Source organism: Mesorhizobium sp. B2-6-2, assembly GCF_006440615.1.
GTDB lineage: Bacteria > Pseudomonadota > Alphaproteobacteria > Rhizobiales > Rhizobiaceae > Mesorhizobium.
In genome coordinates, this window is record NZ_VFUG01000028.1 from 1 (window position 1) to 22,403 (window position 22,403).

Genomic DNA, 22,403 nt, shown 5'->3' on the forward strand with positions numbered 1-22,403 from the left:
TATGAATAACTTTCCCCGGACATCCCTGCCCCTCGTGGGGGAGATGTCCGGCAGGACAGAGGGGGGCGCGAAGGAACTCCGACTTCACCGAAGAGGTACCCGGTAATGTGGTCTCTCTTCCTGCGCGACATTCGCCTCTCGATCCGTGCCGGCGGCGGGGCGCTGATCGGCGTGATTTTTTTCCTCGCTGTCATCGTCACCATCCCGTTCGGCGTCGGTCCCGATCTCAATCTGCTCGCCCGCATCGGCCCGGCGATCCTGTGGATCGCTGCGCTGCTTGCCTGCCTGCTCGGGCTCGACCGGCTGTTCCAGGCCGACCGCGAGGACGGCTCGCTCGATCTGCTGGTGCTGAATGGCGATCGCCACATGCTGGCGCTGACGGTGCTGACGAAATGCCTGGCGCACTGGACGGGCAGCGTGCTGCCGCTGGTGGTCGCGGCACCTCTGCTCGGCCTGTTCATGAATATGGAGCCGCTGGGCATCGGCGCCACGGCGCTCACATTGCTCGTCGGCACGCCGGCCATCACCTTCATCGGCGCGGCGGGCGCAGCGGTGGCGGTGGCGCTGCCGCGCGGCGGATTGCTTATTTCGGTGCTGGTGCTGCCGCTCACCATTCCGGTTCTGATCTTCGGCGTTTCGGCAAGCTATGGCGCGGTGGCCGATCCGGCGCCGTTCCTGCAGCCTTTCCTCATTCTTGCCGCGCTGACGCTGTTTCTTGCGGTGCTCGGTCCACTGGCGGCGGCGCTGGCGTTGCGGCACGGAACGGATTGAGGCGACGAAGGCGTTGCCTCACTGCGGCACCGCGGCAAATTGCGGACCGGCCGACGCGGGGTTATGGAAAGACATGATCGGAACGGTTGACATGGCCACGAGCAGGGAGCGGTCGCTATGAGCGCGCACGCCCTGTTCGTCACCGCTGCCTATGCCATCACCGCCGTCGTGCTGGCCGGACTGATCGGCTGGATCCTGCTCGACCAGCGGGCGCGCAGGCGTGAGCTTGCAGCGCTGGAAGCGGCCGGGGTGCGGCGGCGTTCCGACAAGGCCGTCAAGCCATGAGCCTCGAAAGCGAAGCTCCGGCACCGCGCCGCCGCCTGTTCGTGCTTCTGCCGCTCTTGGTGTTCCTGGGGCTGGCGGGGCTGTTCCTGTCGCAACTTCTGTCGGGCCGCGACGTTTCGGAAATCCCCTCGGCGCTGATCGGCCTGCCGGCGCCGCCGACCAGCCTGCCGCCGCTCGAAGGGACGAGCCTGCCGGGGCTCGAGTCGAAAGACTTTGCCGGCAAGGTGACGCTGGTCAACGTGTTCGCGTCCTGGTGCGCGCCGTGCCGCGAGGAGCATCCGGTGCTGCTCGGCCTGTCGCAGGACAAGCGCTTCACGCTTGCCGCGCTGAACTACAAGGACCAGCCGGAAAACGCCCGCCGCTTCCTTGGCGAGCTCGGCAATCCCTATCAGGCGATCGGCGCCGATCCGGCCGGGCGCGCGGCGATCGACTGGGGCGTCTATGGCGTGCCGGAGACCTTCGTCATCGGCAAGGACGGCAAGATTGCCTACAAGCATGTCGGGCCACTGACGCCGGAGTCGGTGAGAGCGTTGCTGTTGCCGCAGATCGAGAAGGCGCTGGCGGCGCCGGGTTGACGCGCCCCCTCATCCGGCCGCTTCGCGGCCACCTTCTCCCCGAGGGGAGAAGAGGTTGACGTCGGCGCATACCTGCTCCTCTCCCCTTGGGGAGAGGTCGGATTGCCCCGAATTGCCCTTCGCAATTCGGTTGGCAATCCGGGTGAGGGGGAATTCCCCTCGACCGGAATGACTCAGCCGTAGATCTGCTTGTGGATCTGGTAGAGCATCTCGGAACGGTCGGCGCGCAGATCGGCGAGATCGCGGCTGGACAGGTTCTCGATTTCGGCGACGAGGCGGTTGTAGTGACGGCGCTTGGCCATGGTGGCGCGGGCGCGGGAGACAAGATTGTCGAACATGACAGGGTTCCTTCTTCGTTATTCCTCCCTGACGATTGCCAGCATGACATAGGAATGATGCATTGCAAAAGAAAGATGTTGCAATGCACCATTGCAGTCAGCGCATAGCCGGTTAATTGCACGCTAACAGGCCCTGCATCCGACGCGCGGCCATGCAGGGTCATTCGGCTTCACGCAGTTCTCATCCGTTTTTGTCATACAAATTGCTGGCCTGCCGTCTTGCCAGAACGGCTGCGGGCTGGCTTGATCCGCCCGTCACCTGATGCCGGGAGGAAATTGATGGCGGCCGCTGACTATTACGAAGTTCTCGATCCGCGCTTCGCGCGCCTGTTCAACGGCAACGCGCAGGTGGAGAAGCTGTTCACCGGCTGCCGCTGGGCGGAAGGGCCTGCCTGGTTCGCCGCCGGCCGCTATGTCGTCTGGTCCGACATCCCGAACAACCGCATGTTGCGCTATGACGAGACCGACGGCAGCGTCAGCGTGTTCCGCCAGCCGTCCGGCAATTCCAACGGCAACACGGTCGACCGGCAGGGCCGGCTGGTGACCTGCGAGCATTCCGGCCGCCGCGTCAGCCGAACGGAATTCGACGGCTCAGTCACCACCATCGCCGAGACGTGGAAGGGCAAGCGGCTGAACTCGCCCAACGACGTGGTGGTGCGCTCCGACGGCTCGATCTGGTTCACCGATCCGAGCTACGGCATCGACACCGACTATGAGGGCGACAAGGCCGAAAGCGAGATCGGCGCCTGCAATGTCTATCGCGTCGATCCCGAGACCGGCGATGTCGAGGCCGTCATCACCGATATGGTGCGGCCGAACGGGCTCGCCTTCTCGCTCGACGAAAGCCTGCTCTATGTCGTCGACACCGGCCGCACGCATGGCGAGAAGAATCCCGCGCATATGCGCGTCTTCAATGTCGGCAAGCACGGCAAGAAAGTTTCCGGCGGCAAGGTGTTCGCCGACTGCGCCGCCGGCCTGTTCGACGGGTTCAGGCTCGATTCGGACGGGCGCATCTGGACAAGTGCTGCCGACGGCATCCATTGCTACGATCCCGACGGCACGCTGATCGGCAAGGTCAAGGTGCCGGAGGTGACCGCCAACTGCGTGTTCGGCGGCAGCAAGCTCAACTGCCTCTACATCGCCGGCACCACCTCGCTCTACATGGTGCGGCTCATGGTGAACGGGGCCAAGACGTACTGACAGCGAGGCATATCAGCGGGAGAGAAAAATGCCGTTCGTCAATATCCGCATTGTCAAGGAAGTGATCGCCGCCGATCCGGCCGGCAAGAAGGCTGACATCGCCAAGAAGGTGACTGCGGCCATCATGGACGCCACCGGGCTCGGCAACGACGATGTCTGGGTGGTGTTCGAGGAGGTCAACGCCCGCGACTGGTATGTCGGCAAGACCGATGTCGAGACGCGGAGGAAGGGGTAGGACGCCGCACGCCGCAGCCCGGAAGTTGCGAGAGGTCGGCGGGACAGCGCCCCCTCTGTCCTGCCGGACATCTCCCCCACAAGGGGGGAGATCAGATGTCGCCTCGGCTTTCGCCAATCGCCGACGTCGCAGGAAGCGCGCCGGCGCGGAAACTGCCAATCTCCCCCCTTGTGGGGGAGATGCCCGGCAGGGCAGAGGGGGGCGCGAAGGATCGCAAGCGAAGCAGGTCACTGTGATCGAATAAAGCCAGAGAAAGCCTCGATCGCTCCCCACATCGCCTGCCGGTTCGCATCTTCGCCAAGGACCGCCTCCACCTCCGCCGGCTTCTTGCCCAGCAGCGCGATCTCCAGCGCCGTCTCCTCATACATCGCGAACGACATCGTCCGCATGATCTCGGCCAGCGCCGCCCGCGCATAGAGCGAGCGGGGCGAGGCGTGGACCAGCATCGCCGGCTTGCCGACCGCGGCGTCGCGCGAGACCAGCCAGTCCAGCGCGTTCTTCATGCCGCCGGGCACGCCATGCGCATATTCCGGGCAGGAGACGACGATGCCGTCGGCGCGGGTCACCGCCTCGATCAGTCGCGCTGCTTCGGGCGGCGTGCGCGCGCCCTCGTCGTCGGGATTAAAGATCGGCAAGCGGCCAAGACCGTCATAAACCTCGACGCGGCAGTCCGTGGGCGCGTTGGCAGCCAATGCGGCAATCAGGGCCGAGTTGGTCGAGGCGGCGCGCAGGCTGCCCGATATGGCGATGATCTCGATCAAGGGAGAGCCGGACGAAGGGTTGAGTCGTCCGGCAAGCCTACCACATGGTCTGGCGGTAATCGTGGTCCAGCTCGCGGTCGATCTCGCCGGCGCTTTCGCTGAGCGCCAGCTGGTCGCGGATGATCTGGCCGAGCGTCGGCAGGGTCGCGCGGTCGTACCAGGTCTCCGGCTTCCACAGATCGGAGCGCATGAAGGCCTTGGCGCAATGCATATAGGCGGCCTTGACCGTCACCACGATCACGCTCAGCGGCTCCTTGCCGTCGACGGCCAGGCGTTCGCGCAAGGTGGGATCGACGGTGATGCGGGCGCCGCCATTGACGCGCAGCGTCTCGTTCATGCCGGGGATGAGGAAAAGCAGTCCGACCGATGGGTTGCGGATGATGTTTTCCAGCGTGTCCAGACGGTTGTTTCCGGGACGGTCGGGAATGGCGATGGTGGAGTTGTCGAGGATGGCGGCGAAGCCGGGCTTGTCGCCCTTGGGTGTGACGTCGGCATTGCCGGCGCCGTCGGAGGAGCCGATCAGCACGAAGGGGCTCTTGCCGATGAAGGAGCGGCAATGGCCGTCGAGGGCCTTGAGCTCCTTGCGGATCGAGCCGTCGGTCGGCCGGGGCGTCTTGTAGACCGTCCTCAGCTCGTCATGCGTGGTGAGGAATTCCATACTGCCCCCCTTTCTGACGCAATTCCGGACGGAGATTACGGCGAAGTCGCCGAACCCGACCGGCAGTCGCTTTTCCTCGAATTGCTTTAGTTTCCGGCCTTCTCATGCTTGGACTTTTCCTCCAGCGAGTGGCGCATGATCAGCGGCATCTGGCTGAAGGTGAACAGCAAGGTGATCGGGATGGTGCCCCAGACCTTGAAATAAAGCCAGGTCGCCTCGGAAAAGTTGCGCCACACGACCTCGTTGAGCGCAGCGAGGAACAGGAAAAACAGTCCCCAGCGGAAGGTCAGCTTGCGCCAGCCCTCGGCATCGAGCTGGAAGGCGGAATCGAAGACGTAGCCGAGCAGCGACCGGCCGAACAGCAGCCCGCCGAGCAACGTGACGCCGAACAGCGAATTGATGATCGTCGGCTTCATGAAAGCGAAGGTCTTGTCCTGCAGGTAAAGCGCCAGCGCGCCGAAGACGAACACGACGATCGCCGAGACCAGCGGCATCAGCGGCAGGCTGCGCGTCAGCAGCCAGGAGGCGCTCAGCGAAAGCGCCGTCGCGGCCATGAAGAAGGCGGTGGCGATCAGGATCGGCTCGCCGAGATGGGCGAGCACCGGGAATTTCCCGGCCAGCCACTCGCCGCGGATGGTGGTGAAGAAGAACACCAGGCCAGGCCCAAGCTCGAGCAGGAACTTCAAGCCGGGATTGATCGGCTTGCGGCGTGGATCGGACGGGTCGCGTTCGATGATGTTCATAAAAGTCCTTCTTGCGCACGATCTGGCCGAAAAGCAGGCGGCCTTGCAAGATCGCGCCTTGTTCAAGCCACGCCGGCGATGGCTCTCGCGAATTCGCTGGCGGAAAACGGTTCAAGGTCGTCGACCTGCTCGCCGACGCCGATGAAATAGACCGGCAGCCGGTGCTTGGCGGCGATCGCCACCAGAATACCGCCGCGCGCCGTGCCGTCCAGCTTGGTCATCACCAGGCCGTTGACGCCGGCGACGTTGCGGAAGATCTCAACCTGGTTCAGCGCGTTCTGGCCGGTTGTGGCATCGACCGTCTGCAGCACCGTGTGCGGCGCTTCCGGATCGAGCTTGCCCAGCACGCGCACGATCTTTTCCAGCTCGGCCATCAGCTCGGTCTTGTTCTGCAGGCGCCCGGCCGTGTCGATGATCAGCACGTCGGAGCCCGCCTCCTTCGCCTTGTCGAAGGCGTCATAGGCGAGGCCCGCCGCATCAGCACCAAGCTTGGAGGCGACGACCGGCGATTTCGTGCGCTCGCCCCAGATCTTGAGCTGCTCGATCGCGGCGGCGCGGAACGTGTCGCCGGCGGCCAGCATCACCTTGAGGCCGCCATCGGTGAGCTTGGCGGCCAGCTTGCCGATGGTGGTGGTCTTGCCGGTGCCGTTGACGCCGACGACCAGGACGACATGCGGCTTATGGCTGAGGTCGAGCTCGAGCGGCCTGGCGACCGGCGCCAGCACCTTTTCCACCTCCGCCGCCATCACGGCGCGGACTTCCGAGTCCGAGACATCCTTGCCGTAGCGGCTGGAGGCAAGCGAATCGGTGACGCGCAGCGCGGTTTCCACGCCGAGATCGGCGCGGATCAGCACGTCCTCCAGGTCCTGCAGCGTGTCCTCGTCCAGCTTGCGCTTGGTGAAGACGCCGGCGATGTTGCCGGTAAGCTCGCGCGAGGAGCGGGCCAGCCCGTCGCGCATGCGCTGGAACCAGGAGCGCCGCGGCGCCGGCTCCGGCGCCTTCACCGGCTCGGCCTTCTGCTCGACCTTTTTTGAGACCGTTACCTTGCCGGCAGGGGGGGCGGGTGTCGGCGGCGACGGCAAAGCCTCCGGCTCCGGTGCGATCTCGGCATGGATCGGCTGCAGCTCCACGGGCGCGGGCTGTCGAATAGGAGGCGCGATTTCCGCTACGGCTTCGGCGGATGGTTCCACAGAGGGCGGCGCCGCTGGCGGCACCTCGATGGACGCTGGCGTTTCGACCGGGACTTCGGCAGGCGGCGTCGGCACTTCGACCGGTGGCTGCTCAGGCAGCGGTTCCGGACGCGAAGGGTCGATGTCAGGTTGCGTCGGCGCAGGTGCGGGCACTTCCTGCGGAGCAGGTTCGGGTGTCGGTGCAGGTAAAGGCTCAGGTTGTGCCGGCGGCACTTCTTCGGGGGCCGGCGGCTCCGGCTTTTCGGGCGCCGGTTGCGGCTCTTCTTCCGGCTCGGGCTGCGGCAGCGGTTCCGGCTCGGCGGGAATGTTGGGCTCCGGCACCGGCGGGATGGTTGGAGCGGGCTCGGGCTTCGGCTCTTCGGGGACCGGTTGAGGCTCAGCCTCCGGCTTCAGCGCCTCCAGCGCGTCCCACTTGATCGGCGGCAGCGCTTCGTCGACGCGCTCCTCGACGACCTCTTTCCTGCCGAACGAAAATATCTTCTTGAAGAAACCAGCCATGCGTCTCGCAGTCTCAGGCGGCTTGCGCGGCAAGCGGGGCCGCAATCAGTCGGGCGCCGTCATGGCCGGCGACCATGGCGTCGACGATCTCGCCGGGCGCGCCGGCGTCGATCGCGGCCAGCGTAAAACCTTCGGTACGGCCGAGCCCGTCGCGCTCGACCAGGATCGATTGCCGTGTGCCGGAGAGCGACGACAAATGATGGCGATAGGCTGTCTCGCCGGCGGCGCGCAGCCTGGCGGCGCGCGCCTTCACCACCTCACGGCGAACCTGCGGCATGCGCGCGGCCGGTGTGCCTTCGCGTGGCGAGAACGGAAAGACGTGGAGATGCGTCAGGCCGCATTCCTCGACTATTCTCTCCGAATTCTCGAACATCGCCTCGGTCTCGGTCGGGAAGCCGGCGATGATGTCGGCGCCGAAGACGACACCGGGACGCAGCTTGCGCACGTCCTCACAGAAGCGGATCGACTGGTCGCGCAGATGGCGGCGCTTCATGCGCTTCAGGATCATGTCGTCGCCCGACTGCAGCGACAGATGCAGATGCGGCATCAGCCTCGGCTCGGTGGAAATGGCGTCGAGCAGGTCGTCGTCGGCCTCGATGGAATCGATGGAGGACAATCTCAGCCGCTTCACATCCGGCACCTGGCGCAGGATCGTCTTCACCAGTTTTCCCAGTTTTGGCGCGCCCGGCAGGTCGGCGCCGAAACTGGTCATGTCGACGCCGGTCAGCACGATCTCGGCATAGCCGTTGCCGGCGAGGCGCTTGACCTGCTCGACCACCGCGCCCATCGGCACGGAGCGCGAATTGCCGCGGCCGTAAGGGATGATGCAGAAGGTGCAGCGATGGTCGCAGCCATTCTGCACCTGCACGAAGGCGCGCGCGCGGCCCTCGATGGCGTCGACCATGTGGCTTGCCGTCTCGCGCACCGAAAAAATGTCGTTGACGCGCGCCTTCTCGGTGTCGTTGACGCCGAAATCGGGCAGCGCGCGGTAGGAGTTGGCCTTGAGCTTCTCCTCATTGCCGAGCACCAGGTCGACCTCGTCCATTGCTGTGAAATTCTGCGGCTCGGTCTGGGCCGCGCAGCCGGTGACGATGATGCGGGCTGAAGGGTTCTCGCGGCGCGCCTTGCGGATCGCCTGCTTGGCCTGGCGCACCGCTTCGGCGGTGACGGCGCAGGTGTTGAAGATGAAGGCGCCGCCATTGAGCTCGCCCAGGCCGGCGTTTTCGGCCTCGCGGCGCATCACTTCCGATTCATAGGTGTTGAGGCGGCAGCCGAAGGTGACGACGTCGATACCTGTCGTGGTGGAGACTTGGGATACCACGCCTTTTCCAAGGGCGGACATCAGGCGGCGCTTTCGGTGTCGCGGGCCCAGGCGCCGGTCGAGGGATCGAAGCTGCCGGAAAATTCCCATTCGGCGGCACCTGTCAGGACGACGTGGTCGTCGTCGCGCCATTCGACATTGAGCTCGCCGCCGCCGGGCGTGAGCAGCGAGACGCTGCGGCCGGTGCGCCTGGTGCGGGCCGCCGCCACCGCGGCGGCGCAAGCCGCCGAACCGCAGGCCTTGGTGAGGCCGGCGCCGCGCTCCCAGGTGCGGATGATCATCGTGCGAGGCGAAGTCACCTCGGCGATGGTGATGTTGGCGCGCTCGGGGAAGATCGGATGGTTCTCAAGCAGCGGGCCGAAGCGGTCCAGCTCATAAGACCAGACGTCGTTGTCGACCCAGAAGATCACGTGCGGGTTGCCCATCGACACCGCCGAGGGCGAATGCAGCACCGGGGCGTCGATCGGGCCGATCTGCAGCTCGATCATGCGGGTGTCGCGGAACTCTTCCGCCAGCGGGATCTCCTGCCAGCCGAAACGCGGCTTGCCCATGTCGACCGAGATAAGGCCGTCGGCATGCTCCTGCGCATTCAAAATGCCGGCGCGGGTCTCGAAGGTGAAGCTCTTGTTGCCCGTCTCGGCGGCCAGAGCCTGCACCACGCAGCGCATGCCGTTGCCGCAGGCCTGCGCGCTGGTGCCGTCGGAGTTCAGGATGTCGATATAATAGGCCGTGCCCGGCGTGCGCGCATCATGGATCGCCATGATCTGGTCGAACTTGGTCGCCGCGTCGCCATTGAGGGCGATCGCGGACGCCGCCGTCACCTTGTCGGCGCGGCCGCGCATATCGGCAACGATGATCTCGTTGCCGATGCCGTTCATCTTGGCGAAGGGGGCGCTGCCTGCCATCTAACCGGTCGTTCCAATCCGTTGGCCAATCCGTTTGGGCGCTATATGGCGGAAACGGGCGGGAATTACCAGTCCGGCGTGGCTCTGGCGACGACGAAGAAGAGGCCGCGCAGCGACCGGTCGCGCCGCGACGACCAAGTGATCGCGCAGCGACGACCAAGTGGTCGCGCTTATGTTACCGCGAAGACGCCGAGCACGATCAGCAGGAAGATGATCAGCACGATGCCGATGAGGATGCGCGCGCCGGTAGCGGCCGCGCCTGCCAAAGCCGGCATGCCGAGCAGGCTCGCGGCGGCGGCAATGATGAGAAGGATGATGATCCACCTAATCATGGGGAAGCTCCAGCGGTTTGCGTCGTCCGATCAACGCGTTTGGCCGGTTTGGGTTCCTTTGTAGATGGCTGGCACGTCCCATAGCTCTCCCGGTCGCATGGCACGGAAACGCTCCGGCGGCAGGTCTTCGGCGGCCAGCGCCTCGGCCAGTTTCCTGGCCGGCTCATCGACTGGCTCGTCAGTGAGGTGGAAGGTGCCCCAGTGGCAGCCGGCGGCGAAGGCGGCATTGCACAGCTTCATGCCCTGAACGGCCTCCTGCGGGTTCTGGTGCTGCGGCGCCATGAACCAGCGCGGCTCATAGGCTCCGATCGGCAGGATGGCGAGGCGGAAGCCGCCATGCTTTTGCGCCATCAGGCGGTAGTTGATGCCGTCATGGAAGCCGGTGTCGCCGGCGAAATAGATGTTGCCGGCCATCGTCTCGATGACGAAGCCCGCCCACAGCGCCATGCGGCGGTCGCGCCCGCCGCGTGCCGACCAGTGATGCGCCGGTTCGACATGGATGGCTGCCGTGCCGGCATCGAGCCTGTCGCCCCAATCATGCACGCTGAGCCGCATGCCGGGCGCCGCGCGGCCGATGATGGAGTCATTGCCGAGCGGCGCGATCACCAGCGGGTCGTGTCTCTCCCCCAGCCGCTTCAGCGTGGCGAGGTCGAGATGGTCGTAGTGATTGTGGCTGACCAGGACCAGATCGATCGGCGGCAGGTCGGCAAAGGCAATCCCCGGCGCATTAACCCTTCTCGGCCCGACGAAGGCGAAAGGCGAGGCGCGCTCCGACCAGACCGGATCGGTCAGGATGTTCAACCCCGCCGTCTGGATGAGAAGCGAAGCATGGCCGACCATGGTGAGCCTCAGCGCGCTGCCTTCCACCCGTATGTCCGGCTTCGCCGGGGGATACGGGCTCGGAACCGAAGCCGGCCAGTTCGCCCGCCCGCCGCCGAATTGCCATTTGAGGAGATCGGTGAAGCTCCCGGGCGGCTTGCCGCCGGGATTGAAGAACAGGGCGCCGTCGAAATGATCGCTGGGCGGCCCGCTGTAGTAGCGGTTGGCGGTTCCCGTTCTCGCGGCCATGCTGTCTCCCGCCCGCTTGCGTCGTTTCCTGAGATAAGGACGCGCCGGCCTGGCGCAAGCATTTTTGCCGCCGCATGCCAATGGCCGAAGCCGGGCTCGTCTAGGATCGGCAGACAGGGGTGATCGTCATTGGTAATGAAGCGAACCAAGACACCGTGGATGAAGGCCGAGGATTTCGGCCGCTCGCTGCCGCTTGGGGTCGGCGTCAACCTGCTGGTCACCGACATGGCGGCTATGGAGGCCTTCTGCCGCGACGTGCTTGGCGCCCGGATTATCTATGGCGACGAGGATTTTGCGGCGATCGAGCTGTTGGGCTCGATCTTCATGCTCCACGCCGACCATTCCTATCTGGACAATCCGATGACCGGCGTCACCGCAGGCGCCGAGACTCGCGGGGCCGGTATCGAACTGCGCCTTTACGGCGCCGATCCGGACTCGGTCGAGAAAAAGGCGGCCGCGCTCGGCCACATCGTGCTGGCCGGCTCGATCGACAAGCCGCATGGCTTGCGCGAATGTTACATCGTCGGCCCGGATGGTTATGTCTTCGTGCCGAGCGCCAGGATTTAATGTTGATATTTCAATAGATTATAAGGTTTTCAGCGGCAGCTTCCGGACCGTGGCCCTCAGCTGCGATAAATTTGCAACAGCCGCTTCGAAAACCCTATTTTAACCATATCGGGTTGAAATTCTGCCACCTTCGCCGTCTTGGTGAAGCGGAGATTACGCGGATGGCTCCCCCCGGCCAGATCCGACGGAGGTGGTAAATGCATTTTTCAAGGACTGGCCTTGTGGCCGTATCGCTGGCCGCGCTCGTTGCGAGCGGCTGCTCGACCTCGCGCTTCTCGTCGATGGACGATCAGCAGCCGGCGCCGCTGACGCCGGCACCCTCCGGCACGGTGACGCAGAATCAGCTGCCGCCGCCGGCTTCCCCCGGCGCCGCCGATGCGTCGCAATTCCCGACCGCTCCGAAGAACACCCAGGTCGCGTCGCTGCCGCCGGACGGCACCGCGCCTGCCGGCGCCACCGATCTCACCGCGGCCAGCGTCGCCGGCGTCTGGAACGTCAATGTCTCCGGGCAGAGCTGCAAGGTGGCGACGCCGCAGACCAAGTTCGGCGCCGGCTACCGCGCCGGTCCGCTGCACTGCCCGGCGCCGATCGACGGCATCAAGTCGTGGAATGTCGCCGGCAAGCAGCTGACGCTCTACGATGAGAACGGCGGCACGCTGGCCAGGCTCTATTCGTCCGGCGGCGAAAAGTTCGACGGCCAGACTTCCAACGGGCAGCCCATCTCGCTTACAAGATAACGCGAAGGTGTGCTGATATTCAGGTGAGGCCGGCCTGCAGATGCCGGCTTCCTGCGCTTCCGGCCTTCGCCGGCCGAAGCACTTAGGAGTGGCGTGGCAGTTAAATTAAGGCTATGGCCGGCGAAGGCCGGTGCTCACGTACTTCAAGTACGCTCCGCTCCGGTTCTCGGAACCCGCCATTTTCGACTCGGCCTGACCTGAATCTCAACACCCCCCGGCCCTTCCTCAGGCGTTCCGCGCAAAAAAATGCAAAAGACCGGACCCATGCATCTGCGCGACGGTATCCAGACCCACGCGACCGTCAGGCAGCGCTACGAGCATCTCGTCCAGAGCGGCGCGGCCGAGCGCGACCCGGCGCAGGAGCGCGTCGTCGCTGCGCTCGACCGGCTGACCAACGAGATCTCGGCAAAAAGGCTGGCACATAAATCGAGCGCGCTGGGCTGGCTGTTCGCGGCCAAGCGGCAGTCGCGCGAGCCCGTCAAAGGCCTCTACATCCATGGCGGCGTCGGGCGCGGCAAGTCCATGCTGATGGACATGTTCTTCGAGCTGCTGCCGGTCCGGCGCAAGCGCCGCGTGCATTTCAACGACTTCATGGCCGATGTGCAGGACCGTATCCAGAAGCACCGGCAGGCGCGCAAGGAAGGCACGGTCAAGGAAGACGACCCGATCCCGCCGGTGGCGCGGGCGCTCGCCGATGAAGCCTGGGTGCTGTGTTTCGACGAATTCTCGGTCACCGACATTGCCGACGCGATGATCCTGTCGCGCCTGTTCTCGGCGCTGTTCGCCAACGGCGTGGTGCTGGTCGCCACCTCCAACGTCGCGCCGGAGAACCTTTATCGCGACGGGCTGAACCGTCAGCTCTTCCTGCCGTTCATCTCGCTGCTCGAGCGCAACGCCCATGTGATGGCGCTGGATGCCGAGAAGGACTACCGGCAGGAAAAGCTCAACCGCCAGCCGGTCTATGTCACGCCGGACGACGCCGCGGCCGACCGTGCGCTCGACGAAGCCTGGAAGGCGATGACGCATGGCCAGCCGGCCGACGAAGTCACCTTGACGCTGAAAGGCCGCCAGCTTGTCGTGCCGCGCGCCGCCGGCGATGTCGCGCGCTTTTCCTTTGCCGACCTCTGCGAGAAGCCGCTCGGCGCGCGCGACTATCTGGCGATCGCCGGCCGTTTCTCGACCGTTTTCATCGACCATGTGCCGGTGCTGGGCGAAGGCAAGCGCAACGAGGCCAAGCGCTTCATCCTTTTGATCGACACGCTCTACGACCACCGCATGCGGCTGGTGATGAGCGCCGCGGCGCCGCCCGAACGGCTTTATACGGCCAAGCGCGGCACGGAAGTGTTCGAATTCGAGCGCACCGCCTCGCGCCTGGTCGAGATGCAGAGCCGCGACTGGCTGGACGGCTGGGCGGAACGGCGCCAGGACGGGGCGCAGCCTTCGGAGGCAAGGCAGGCGCAGGGATAGAAGATATTTCCAGAAGGCCGCGATCCTTCGCGCCCCCCTCTGTCCTGCCGGACATCTCCCCCACGAGGGGGGAGATTGGACATTGCGGCGCCTCGCTTCATCTTGAGGCGTTGGAGATTGGCGAAAGCCGACGCGCCGTCGATCTCCCCCCAAGTGGGGGAGATGGCCGGCAGGCCAGAGGGGGGCGCTGTCCCGCTGGCGTTAGAGGGTGCCCTGCTTAAATCACAACCGCGTCATCGCCCGGATGAAGCCTTCTGATTTCGACGTTCATTGTGTAAATTCTCCTCAGTCGGCTCACAAACTTTGACGTTTACGTAATTCCCAAAGCATCTAACCGATTGAAAATACTGAGGTCAAAATAATCGTTTGAATTTCTTCCGCGCCGGAGTTATTCGGTGCGGCCAAATCTCGCGGTTTCCCGCATCCTTTCGGCCCCTCCGGCCCGTCACGACTTCGTCACAGACAAAGGAAAACATCCTCACATGGCACGTAACAAGATAGCGCTCATCGGCTCGGGCATGATCGGCGGCACGCTCGCCCATATGATCGGCCTCAAGGATCTCGGCGACGTGGTGCTGTTCGACATTGCCGAGGGCATTCCGCAGGGCAAGGGTCTCGACATCGCGCAATCTTCGCCGGTCGACGGCTTCGATTCCCGGCTGACCGGCGTCAATGACTACGCTGGCATCGAGGGCGCGGATGTGTGCATCGTCACCGCCGGAGTGCCGCGCAAGCCCGGCATGAGCCGTGACGACCTCCTCGGTATCAACCTGAAGGTGATGGAACAAGTCGGCGCCGGCCTCAAGAAATATGCGCCGAAGGCCTTCGTCATCTGCATCACCAACCCGCTCGACGCCATGGTGTGGGCGCTGCAGAAGTTCTCCGGCCTGCCGACCAGCCATGTCGTCGGCATGGCCGGCGTGCTCGACAGCGCGCGTTTCCGCTACTTCCTGGCCGAAGAGTTCAAGGTCTCGGTCGAGGACGTCACCGCCTTCGTGCTCGGCGGTCACGGCGATTCCATGGTGCCGATGATCCGCTATTCGACCGTCTCGGGCATCCCGCTGCCCGACCTCATCAAGATGGGCTGGACCTCAAAGGAAAAGCTCGACCAGATCGTGCAGCGCACCCGCGACGGCGGCGCCGAGATCGTCGGCCTGTTGAAGACCGGTTCGGCCTATTACGCGCCGGCGGCCTCGGCGATCATGATGGCCGAATCCTACCTCAAGGACAAGAAGCGGGTGCTGCCCTGCGCCGCGCACCTCTCGGGCCAGTATGGCGTGAAGAACACCTATGTCGGCGTTCCGGTGGTGATCGGCGCCGGCGGCGTCGAGCGCGTCATCGAGATCGACCTCTCCAAGGCCGAGCAGAAGATGTTCGATTCCTCGGTCGCGGCGGTCCAGGGCCTGACCGAGGCCTGCACCAAGATCGCCCCGCATCTCGCCGGCAAATAAAACGTCCTTCCCCCGGAGACCACGCGCATGAACATCCATGAGTATCAGGCCAAGGCGCTGCTGAAGACGTTCGGCGCGCCGGTCGCAAGCGGCGTTCCGGTGTTCAAGGCCGGCGAGGCGGAAGCGGCGGCAGAAGCGCTGCCCGGCCCGCTCTATGTCGTGAAGAGCCAGATCCATGCCGGCGGCCGCGGCAAGGGCAAGTTCAAGGAACTCGGCCCCGATGCCAAGGGCGGCGTGCGCCTGGCGAAGTCGGCGGCCGAAGTCGTCGCCAACGCCAACGAGATGCTCGGCCACACGCTGGTCACCAAGCAGACGGGACCTGCCGGCAAACAGGTCAACCGCCTCTATATCGAGGACGGCGCCGACATCGAGCGCGAGCTCTATCTGTCGATCCTGGTCGACCGCTCGGTCGGCCGCATCGCCTTCGTCGTCTCGACCGAGGGCGGCATGGACATCGAGACGGTCGCGCATGACACGCCGGAAAAGATCGTCACCGTCGCCATCGATCCGGAAAATGGTGTGAGCGCCGATGACGTGAAGAAGCTCAACGCCGCGCTGAAGCTCGACGGCGATGCGGCGAAGGACGGCGGCACGCTGTACCCGATCCTCTACAAGGCCTTTGCCGAGAAGGACATGAGCCTGCTCGAGGTCAATCCGCTGATCGTCATGAAGGACGGGCATCTGCGCGTGCTGGACGCCAAAGTGTCGTTCGACAACAATGCCCTGTTCCGCCACCCGGACGTGATGGAATTGCGCGACACCTCCGAAGAAGACGAGAAGGAGATCGAGGCGTCGAAATACGACCTCGCCTATGTCGCGCTCGACGGCAATATCGGCTGCATGGTCAACGGCGCCGGCCTTGCCATGGCGACGATGGACATCATCAAGCTCTACGGTGCTGAGCCGGCTAACTTCCTCGACGTCGGCGGCGGCGCCTCCAAGGAAAAGGTCACGGCGGCGTTCAAGATCATCACCAAGGATCCGGCAGTCGAAGGCATCCTGATCAACATCTTCGGCGGCATCATGAAGTGCGACGTCATCGCCGAGGGCGTGATCGCCGCGGTCAAGGAAGTGGGCCTGAAGGTGCCGCTGGTCGTGCGGCTCGAAGGCACCAATGCCGAGCTCGGCAAGAAGATCATCAACGACAGCGGCTTGAACGTGGTGTCGGCCGACGATCTCGATGACGCGGCCAAAAAGATCGTGGCGGCGGTGAAGGGCTAAGCGGATGCCTCCGCGCAAGATAAACCTGGTCGAGGCGGCGGATCGGACGATCACCAACGTCTTCGATCCGCATATCGCCGGCGACGTCAACGATGCCCAGGCCAAGGTCGCCAAGTTCGGCGAGGTTTTCGACTGGCATGCGCATGACAATGAGGACGAGGCTTTCCTGGTGCTGCGCGGCAGGATCGCCATCGATTTTCGCGACGGGCCGGTCGAGCTCGGCGAGGGCGACTTCATCGTCGTTCCCCGCGGCGTCGAGCATCGGCCGCGCTCGCTGACGAAGGAGCCGGTGGTGCTGATGTTCGAGCCGGCGACGACCTTGAACACCGGCAATGTCAAAAGTGAATTGACCGTCAGCGAGCTGAAGCGGCTATAGGGGACGGGCGTCATGGGTGACAATCAAACAGTCCAAATGACATTTGATCGGGAAACGATGGACATGCTGGCCGCGTGTGCGAAGTGGCGCGGCGTTTCCATCGAAGAACTGGCCAAGGCCTATGTCGAGGACTGGCTCGACGTCGATTTTCCCGAATCGCAGGGCCGGCACACGCGTCGAGGCATCCATCGGGACGGACCGATCACCCTCGACGAACAGGCCCGTCAGCAAACCTCGCCGAACTGGCGCGACGAACTTGGAATCAACCGACTGCAACTCCGTTCCGAATAAGGCCGGCACGTAGGCCTCCATAAATCCAAAGGATAGCTCCCCGCATGTCCATTCTCGTCGACAAGAACACCAAGGTGCTGGTTCAGGGTCTGACCGGCAAGACCGGCACGTTCCACACCGAGCAGGCGCTGGCCTATCACGGCACCAGGATGGTGGGCGGCATCCATCCCAAGAAGGGCGGCGAGACCTGGACCGGTTCGAAAGGCGAAAGCCTGCCGATCTTCGCCACCGTCGCCGAGGGCAAGGCAAAGACCGGCGCCAACGCTTCCGTCATCTACGTGCCGCCTGCGGGAGCCGGCGAAGCCATCATCGAGGCGATCGAGGCCGAGATCCCGCTCATCGTCTGCATCACCGAAGGCATCCCGGTGATGGACATGGTCAAGGTCAAGGCGCGGCTCGACCGCTCCACCTCGCGGCTGATCGGCCCGAACTGCCCGGGCGTGCTGACGCCCGACGAATGCAAGATCGGCATCATGCCCGGCAACATCTTCCGCAAGGGCTCGGTCGGCGTTGTTTCGCGCTCGGGAACGCTTACCTATGAGGCAGTCTTCCAGACCACCAATGTCGGCCTCGGCCAGACCACGGCGGTGGGCATCGGCGGCGACCCGGTCAAGGGCACCGAATTCATCGACGTGCTGGAGATGTTCCTCGCCGACGACGAGACCAAGTCGATCATCATGATCGGCGAGATCGGCGGCTCGGCCGAGGAAGACGCCGCGCAGTTCCTCAAGGACGAAGCCAAGCGCGGCCGCAAGAAACCGATGGCGGGCTTCATCGCCGGGCGCACGGCGCCGGCCGGCCGCACCATGGGCCATGCGGGCGCGGTGATCTCCGGCGGCAAGGGCGGCGCGGAAGACAAGATCGCGGCGATGGAATCGGCCGGCATCAAGGTGTCGCCGTCGCCGGCGCGGCTCGGCACGACGCTGGTCGAGGCGATCAAGGGTTAAGGGAGTAGGGGAGTAAGGGAATAGGGGAGTAGGGAAAGATCAGCGGCAAAAATGCCCTACTCCCCTACTGCCTTACTCCCCTACTCCCTTCCAGAAAAGGAGACGGAGCCAGGCTCCGCAGACGAAAATGGCAAGACAAGATCAGGCCAACGACCAATTCTCGCTCACCTCATTCCTTTATGGCGGCAATGCCGATTACATCGACGCGCTCTACGCGGCCTATGAGGACAATCCCGCCTCCGTCGATCCGGAGTGGCAGGATTTCTTCGCCGCGCTGAAGGACGACGCGGGCGATGTCCGCAAGAACGCCAAGGGTGCGTCCTGGGCGAAGCCTTCCTGGCCGCTCACGGCCAATGGCGAGCTGGTCTCGGCGCTCGACGGCAATTGGGGTCTGGTCGAAAAGGCGATCGAAAAGAAGGTCAAGGAAAAGGCCGTCATCAACGGCGCCGTGCTTTCCGACGCCGACGTGCACCAGGCGACGCGCGATTCCGTGCGCGCCATCATGATGATCCGCGCCTACCGCATGCGCGGCCACCTGCACGCCAATCTCGACCCGCTCGGCATCGCCAAGCCGCTCGAGGACTACAACGAGTTGTCGCCGGAGAATTATGGCTTCACCGAAGCCGATTACGACCGGCCGATCTTCCTCGACAATGTGCTGGGCCTCGAATTCGGCACCATCCGGCAGATGCTGGATATCCTGACCCGCACCTATTGCTCGACGCTCGGCGTCGAGTTCATGCATATTTCCGATCCGGAAGAGAAGGCCTGGATCCAGGCGCGCATCGAAGGCGCCGACAAGGAGATCACCTTCACCGCCACCGGCAAGAAGGCGATCCTGTCGAAGCTGGTCGAGGCCGAGGGCTTCGAGCAATATATCGATGTCAAGTACAAGGGCACCAAGCGTTTCGGCCTCGATGGCAGCGAGTCGCTGATCCCGGCGCTGGAACAGATCGTCAAGCGCGGCGGCCAGCTCGGCCTGAAGGAAATCGTGCTAGGCATGGCGCATCGCGGCCGCCTCAACGTGCTCTCCCAGGTGATGGCCAAGCCGCACCGCGCCATCTTCCACGAATTCAAGGGCGGCTCGGCGGCTCCCGACGAAGTCGAAGGCTCGGGCGACGTCAAGTATCACCTCGGCGCCTCGTCAGACCGCGAGTTCGACGGCAACAAGGTGCACCTGTCGCTGACGGCCAACCCCTCGCATCTGGAAATCGTCGACCCTGTCGTGATGGGCAAGGCGCGCGCCAAGCAGGATCAGTTGTCCGGCCGTGAGCGCGGCGAGATCGTGCCGCTGTCGGAGCGCGCCAAGGTTATGCCGCTACTGCTGCACGGCGACGCCGCCTTTGCCGGCCAAGGCGTGATCGCGGAAATCCTCGGCCTGTCGGGCCTGCGCGGGCATCGCGTTGCCGGCACGTTGCATTTCATCATCAACAACCAGATCGGTTTCACTACCAATCCGCGCTTCTCGCGTTCCTCGCCCTATCCGTCGGATGTGGCCAAGATGATCGAGGCGCCGATCTTCCACGTCAATGGCGACGATCCGGAAGCGGTGGTGCATGCCGCGAAGGTTGCGACCGAATTCCGCATGAAGTTCCACAAGCCGGTGGTGGTGGACATGTTCTGCTACCGCCGCTTCGGCCACAATGAGGGCGATGAACCGTCCTTCACCCAGCCGATCATGTACCGCAACATCCGCAGCCATAAGACGGTGGTGCAGATCTATGCCGACCGGCTGATCGCCGAAGGCCATGTCACCCAGGCCGAGGTCGACAAGATGCGGGCCGACTGGCGCGCGCATCTGGAAGCCGAATGGGAAGTCGGCCAGCACTACAAGCCCAACAAGGCCGACTGGCTGGACGGCGCGTGGTCGGGCCTGCGCACCGCCGACAACCAGGACGAACAGCGGCGCGGCAAGACCGCCGTGCCGGTTCGCACGCTGAAGGAGATCGGCAAGAAGCTGACCGAGGTGCCGAAGGATTTCGAGGCGCACAAGACCATCCTGCGCTTCCTCGAAAACCGCCGCCAGGCGATCGAGTCGGGCGAAGGCATCGATTGGTCGACGGCCGAGGCGCTGGCCTTCGGCGCCATCCTGCTCGACGGCAATCCGATCCGGCTTTCCGGCCAGGATTCGGAGCGCGGTACCTTCTCGCAGCGCCATTCGGTGCTTTACGACCAGCGCGACGAGAACCGCTACATCCCGCTCAACAACCTGTCGGCGGCGCAGGCCGGCTACGAGGTCATCAACTCGATGCTGTCGGAAGAGGCGGTGCTCGGCTTCGAATATGGCTACAGCCTGGCCGAGCCCAAGGCGCTGACGCTCTGGGAGGCGCAGTTCGGCGACTTCGCCAACGGCGCCCAGGTCGTGTTCGACCAGTTCATCTCGTCGGGCGAGCGCAAGTGGCTCCGCATGTCGGGTCTCGTATGCCTGCTGCCGCATGGCTATGAGGGCCAGGGGCCGGAGCATTCGTCGGCGCGGCTGGAGCGCTTCCTGCAGCTCTGCGCGGAAGACAATATGCAGGTCGCCAACGTCACCACGCCGGCCAATTATTTCCATATCCTGCGCCGGCAGTTGAAGCGCGACTTCCGCAAGCCGCTGATCCTGATGACGCCGAAGTCGCTGCTGCGCCACAAGCGGGCGGTGTCGACGCTGCCGGAAATGTCGGGCGAAAGCTCGTTCCACCGCCTGCTTTGGGACGACGCGCAGCTCTTGGCCGACCAGCCGATCAAGCTGGTGAAGGACTCCAAGATCCGCCGTGTCGTGCTGTGCTCGGGCAAGGTCTATTACGACCTCTATGAGGAGCGCGAGAAGCGCGGCATCAACGACATCTACCTGCTGCGCGTCGAACAGCTCTATCCGTTCCCGGCCAAGGCGCTGATCACCGAGCTGTCACGCTTCCGCAACGCCGAGATGGTGTGGTGCCAGGAAGAGCCCAAGAACATGGGCGCCTGGTCGTTCATCGATCCCTATCTCGAATGGGTGCTGGCGCATATCGACGCCAAGCATCAGCGGGTGCGCTACACCGGCCGGCCGGCCTCGGCCTCGCCGGCGACTGGGTTGATGTCGAAGCATCTCAGCCAGCTGGCCGCGCTGCTCGACGACGCTCTCGGCGAATAAGGGCGCCGGGCGGGTAAGCAGACCGGACGAAACAGACCTCAAGAAGACAACGGACAGGCACAATGGCTACCGAAATCCGCGTCCCCACTCTCGGCGAATCCGTCACCGAGGCGACTGTCGGCAAGTGGTTCAAGAAGGTCGGCGACGCGATCGCCACCGACGAGCCACTGGTCGAGCTCGAAACCGACAAGGTGACGGTGGAAGTGCCCGCCGCGGGCGCCGGAACGCTGGCCGAGATCGCCGTCAAGGAAGGCGAGACGGTCAATGTCGGGGCGTTGCTCGGATCGATTTCGGCGGGCGGCGCGGCCCCGGCGACCAAGCCGCAGGCAGTCGCCCAGGCTTCCAGCCCGGATGCCGCATCCACCGGCAAGCAGGCCGCGGCCGAAACCGCCAGAATCGCTGGCGATGCCGGCCAGATCGAGCCGCGCACCATGCCGCCGGCGCCTGCCGCCGCCAAGCTGATCGCGGAGGCCAATCTCTCGGTCGACCAGTTGTCCGGCTCCGGCAAGCGCGGCCAGGTGCTGAAGGGCGACGTGCTCGACGCCATCGCCAAGGGCGCCCCTTCCCAGCCGGCCGAGACGCCGAAGGCTGCTCCGGCTCCAGCGCCGGTCGTTGCCCGGGCGCCGTCCTCGACCGCCGATGCGCCGCGCGAGGAACGCGTGCGCATGACCAAGCTGCGCCAGACCATCGCACGCCGCTTGAAGGAGGCGCAGTCGACCGCCGCCATGCTCACCACTTTCAACGAGGTGGATATGAGCGCGGTGATGGCGCTGCGGTCCAAGTACAAGGACGTGTTCGAGAAGAAGCATGGCGTGAAGCTCGGCTTCATGGGCTTCTTCACCAAGGCTGTAACGCACGCGCTGAAGGAGATCCCGGCGGTCAATGCCGAGATCGACGGCACCGACCTCATCTACAAGAACTTCGCCCATGTCGGCGTTGCCGTCGGCACCGACAAGGGGCTGGTGGTGCCGGTGGTGCGCGATGCCGACCAGATGTCCATCGCCGAGATCGAGAAGGAGATCGGCCGTCTGGGCCTCGCCGCGCGCGACGGCAAGCTGTCGGTGGCGGATATGCAAGGCGGGACGTTTACGATTTCCAACGGTGGTGTTTACGGATCGCTGATGTCGACGCCGATCCTGAACGCGCCGCAGTCGGGCATTCTTGGCATGCACAAGATCCAGGAGCGGCCGATGGTGGTCGGCGGCCAGATCGTCATCCGGCCGATGATGTATCTGGCGCTGAGCTACGACCACCGCATCGTCGACGGCAAGGAAGCGGTGACCTTCCTGGTGCGGGTCAAGGAAAGCCTGGAGGACCCCGAGCGGCTGGTGCTCGATCTGTGATCGGAGCC

General features: G+C 64.6%; 24 protein-coding genes. 15 read left to right on the top strand and 9 right to left on the bottom strand.

Going from position 1 to position 22,403, the window contains the following annotated elements; translation table 11 throughout:
* Positions 1-105 precede the first annotated feature (105 nt).
* The 3 genes from ccmB to FJ419_RS29135 all read left to right on the top strand — a co-directional run bounded on the left by ccmB (position 106) and on the right by FJ419_RS29135 (position 1,631).
* On the top strand, positions 106-771 hold the full coding sequence (ccmB, locus tag FJ419_RS29125) for a heme exporter protein CcmB (protein ID WP_140700682.1): 666 nt from the start codon (positions 106-108) through the stop codon (positions 769-771).
* Positions 772-888: 117 nt separating this feature from the next.
* Complete coding sequence (ccmD, locus tag FJ419_RS29130) at positions 889-1,056, top strand: heme exporter protein CcmD (RefSeq protein WP_140700683.1); 168 nt, start codon at positions 889-891, stop codon at positions 1,054-1,056.
* Positions 1,053-1,631, top strand: coding sequence for a DsbE family thiol:disulfide interchange protein (locus FJ419_RS29135; RefSeq protein ID WP_140700684.1), 579 nt, complete (start codon positions 1,053-1,055; stop codon positions 1,629-1,631). Before ccmD ends, FJ419_RS29135 begins: the two co-directional genes overlap by 4 nt.
* 173 nt (positions 1,632-1,804) lie before the next feature.
* Here the strand turns inward: FJ419_RS29135 and FJ419_RS30950 are convergent, their stop codons facing one another.
* Positions 1,805-1,969: a hypothetical protein gene (locus FJ419_RS30950; RefSeq protein ID WP_181165005.1), complete on the bottom strand. Its 165-nt coding sequence runs from the start codon at positions 1,967-1,969 to the stop codon at positions 1,805-1,807.
* Between the two features lie 279 nt (positions 1,970-2,248).
* Here FJ419_RS30950 and FJ419_RS29140 point away from each other — a divergent pair, with 279 nt between their 5' ends.
* Together FJ419_RS29140 and FJ419_RS29145 are read left to right on the top strand one after the other, a co-directional pair.
* Positions 2,249-3,169 (top strand): SMP-30/gluconolactonase/LRE family protein, encoded by a 921-nt coding sequence (locus tag FJ419_RS29140; protein WP_140700685.1) that lies wholly within the window; start codon positions 2,249-2,251, stop codon positions 3,167-3,169.
* A gap of 28 nt (positions 3,170-3,197) precedes the next feature.
* Positions 3,198-3,404: a 4-oxalocrotonate tautomerase family protein gene (locus FJ419_RS29145; RefSeq protein WP_140684309.1), complete on the top strand. Its 207-nt coding sequence runs from the start codon at positions 3,198-3,200 to the stop codon at positions 3,402-3,404.
* 227 nt (positions 3,405-3,631) lie between these two features.
* Here FJ419_RS29145 and FJ419_RS29150 read toward each other — a convergent pair whose 3' ends face one another.
* The 8 genes from FJ419_RS29150 to FJ419_RS29185 all read right to left on the bottom strand — a co-directional run bounded on the left by FJ419_RS29150 (position 3,632) and on the right by FJ419_RS29185 (position 10,880).
* On the bottom strand, positions 3,632-4,165 hold the full coding sequence (locus FJ419_RS29150) for an NADPH-dependent FMN reductase (RefSeq protein ID WP_140700686.1): 534 nt from the start codon (positions 4,163-4,165) through the stop codon (positions 3,632-3,634).
* Between the two features lie 37 nt (positions 4,166-4,202).
* On the bottom strand, positions 4,203-4,823 hold the full coding sequence (locus FJ419_RS29155; protein ID WP_140700687.1) for a pyridoxamine 5'-phosphate oxidase family protein: 621 nt from the start codon (positions 4,821-4,823) through the stop codon (positions 4,203-4,205).
* Positions 4,824-4,909: 86 nt separating this feature from the next.
* Entirely contained in the window at positions 4,910-5,566 is a 657-nt protein-coding gene (locus FJ419_RS29160; protein ID WP_140700688.1) for a septation protein A, read from the bottom strand.
* A 62-nt stretch (positions 5,567-5,628) separates the two neighbouring features.
* Positions 5,629-7,254, bottom strand: coding sequence for a signal recognition particle-docking protein FtsY (gene ftsY, locus FJ419_RS29165; RefSeq protein WP_140700689.1), 1,626 nt, complete (start codon positions 7,252-7,254; stop codon positions 5,629-5,631).
* Positions 7,255-7,267: 13 nt separating this feature from the next.
* A complete protein-coding gene (gene mtaB, locus FJ419_RS29170; RefSeq protein WP_140700690.1) occupies positions 7,268-8,596 on the bottom strand; it encodes a tRNA (N(6)-L-threonylcarbamoyladenosine(37)-C(2))-methylthiotransferase MtaB in 1,329 nt (442 codons plus the stop codon).
* A complete protein-coding gene (gene dapF / locus FJ419_RS29175; protein WP_140700691.1) occupies positions 8,596-9,480 on the bottom strand; it encodes a diaminopimelate epimerase in 885 nt (294 codons plus the stop codon). The genes mtaB and dapF overlap by 1 nt, the downstream gene beginning before the upstream one ends.
* A 170-nt stretch (positions 9,481-9,650) precedes the next feature.
* Complete coding sequence (locus FJ419_RS29180; protein WP_031195454.1) at positions 9,651-9,812, bottom strand: DUF1328 family protein; 162 nt, start codon at positions 9,810-9,812, stop codon at positions 9,651-9,653.
* Positions 9,813-9,842: 30 nt separating this feature from the next.
* A complete protein-coding gene (locus FJ419_RS29185; protein ID WP_140700692.1) occupies positions 9,843-10,880 on the bottom strand; it encodes an MBL fold metallo-hydrolase in 1,038 nt (345 codons plus the stop codon).
* A gap of 135 nt (positions 10,881-11,015) precedes the next feature.
* Between FJ419_RS29185 and FJ419_RS29190 the strand changes: the two genes are divergently transcribed.
* The 10 genes from FJ419_RS29190 to odhB all read left to right on the top strand — a co-directional run bounded on the left by FJ419_RS29190 (position 11,016) and on the right by odhB (position 22,395).
* Positions 11,016-11,447, top strand: a complete 432-nt coding sequence (locus FJ419_RS29190; protein ID WP_246679422.1) for a VOC family protein — start codon at positions 11,016-11,018, stop codon at positions 11,445-11,447.
* A gap of 197 nt (positions 11,448-11,644) precedes the next feature.
* Positions 11,645-12,184 carry a protease inhibitor Inh/omp19 family protein gene (locus FJ419_RS29195; protein ID WP_140700693.1) on the top strand — a complete coding sequence of 180 codons (540 nt, stop codon included), beginning with the start codon at positions 11,645-11,647 and terminating at the stop codon, positions 12,182-12,184.
* Between the two features lie 264 nt (positions 12,185-12,448).
* On the top strand, positions 12,449-13,651 hold the full coding sequence (zapE, locus tag FJ419_RS29200; RefSeq protein ID WP_140700725.1) for a cell division protein ZapE: 1,203 nt from the start codon (positions 12,449-12,451) through the stop codon (positions 13,649-13,651).
* A gap of 482 nt (positions 13,652-14,133) precedes the next feature.
* Positions 14,134-15,102 (top strand): malate dehydrogenase, encoded by a 969-nt coding sequence (mdh, locus tag FJ419_RS29210; protein ID WP_140700694.1) that lies wholly within the window; start codon positions 14,134-14,136, stop codon positions 15,100-15,102.
* Between the two features lie 27 nt (positions 15,103-15,129).
* Positions 15,130-16,323 carry an ADP-forming succinate--CoA ligase subunit beta gene (gene sucC / locus FJ419_RS29215; protein ID WP_140700695.1) on the top strand — a complete coding sequence of 398 codons (1,194 nt, stop codon included), beginning with the start codon at positions 15,130-15,132 and terminating at the stop codon, positions 16,321-16,323.
* 4 nt (positions 16,324-16,327) lie between these two features.
* Positions 16,328-16,699, top strand: a complete 372-nt coding sequence (locus FJ419_RS29220; protein WP_140700696.1) for a cupin domain-containing protein — start codon at positions 16,328-16,330, stop codon at positions 16,697-16,699.
* 12 nt (positions 16,700-16,711) lie between these two features.
* Entirely contained in the window at positions 16,712-16,990 is a 279-nt protein-coding gene (locus FJ419_RS29225; RefSeq protein WP_140700697.1) for a hypothetical protein, read from the top strand.
* Between the two features lie 44 nt (positions 16,991-17,034).
* Complete coding sequence (gene sucD / locus FJ419_RS29230) at positions 17,035-17,937, top strand: succinate--CoA ligase subunit alpha (RefSeq protein WP_140700698.1); 903 nt, start codon at positions 17,035-17,037, stop codon at positions 17,935-17,937.
* Between the two features lie 127 nt (positions 17,938-18,064).
* Complete coding sequence (locus FJ419_RS29235) at positions 18,065-21,052, top strand: 2-oxoglutarate dehydrogenase E1 component (RefSeq protein WP_140700699.1); 2,988 nt, start codon at positions 18,065-18,067, stop codon at positions 21,050-21,052.
* Positions 21,053-21,114: 62 nt separating this feature from the next.
* Positions 21,115-22,395 (top strand): 2-oxoglutarate dehydrogenase complex dihydrolipoyllysine-residue succinyltransferase, encoded by a 1,281-nt coding sequence (gene odhB, locus FJ419_RS29240; RefSeq protein WP_140700700.1) that lies wholly within the window; start codon positions 21,115-21,117, stop codon positions 22,393-22,395.
* Positions 22,396-22,403: the final 8 nt, after the last annotated feature.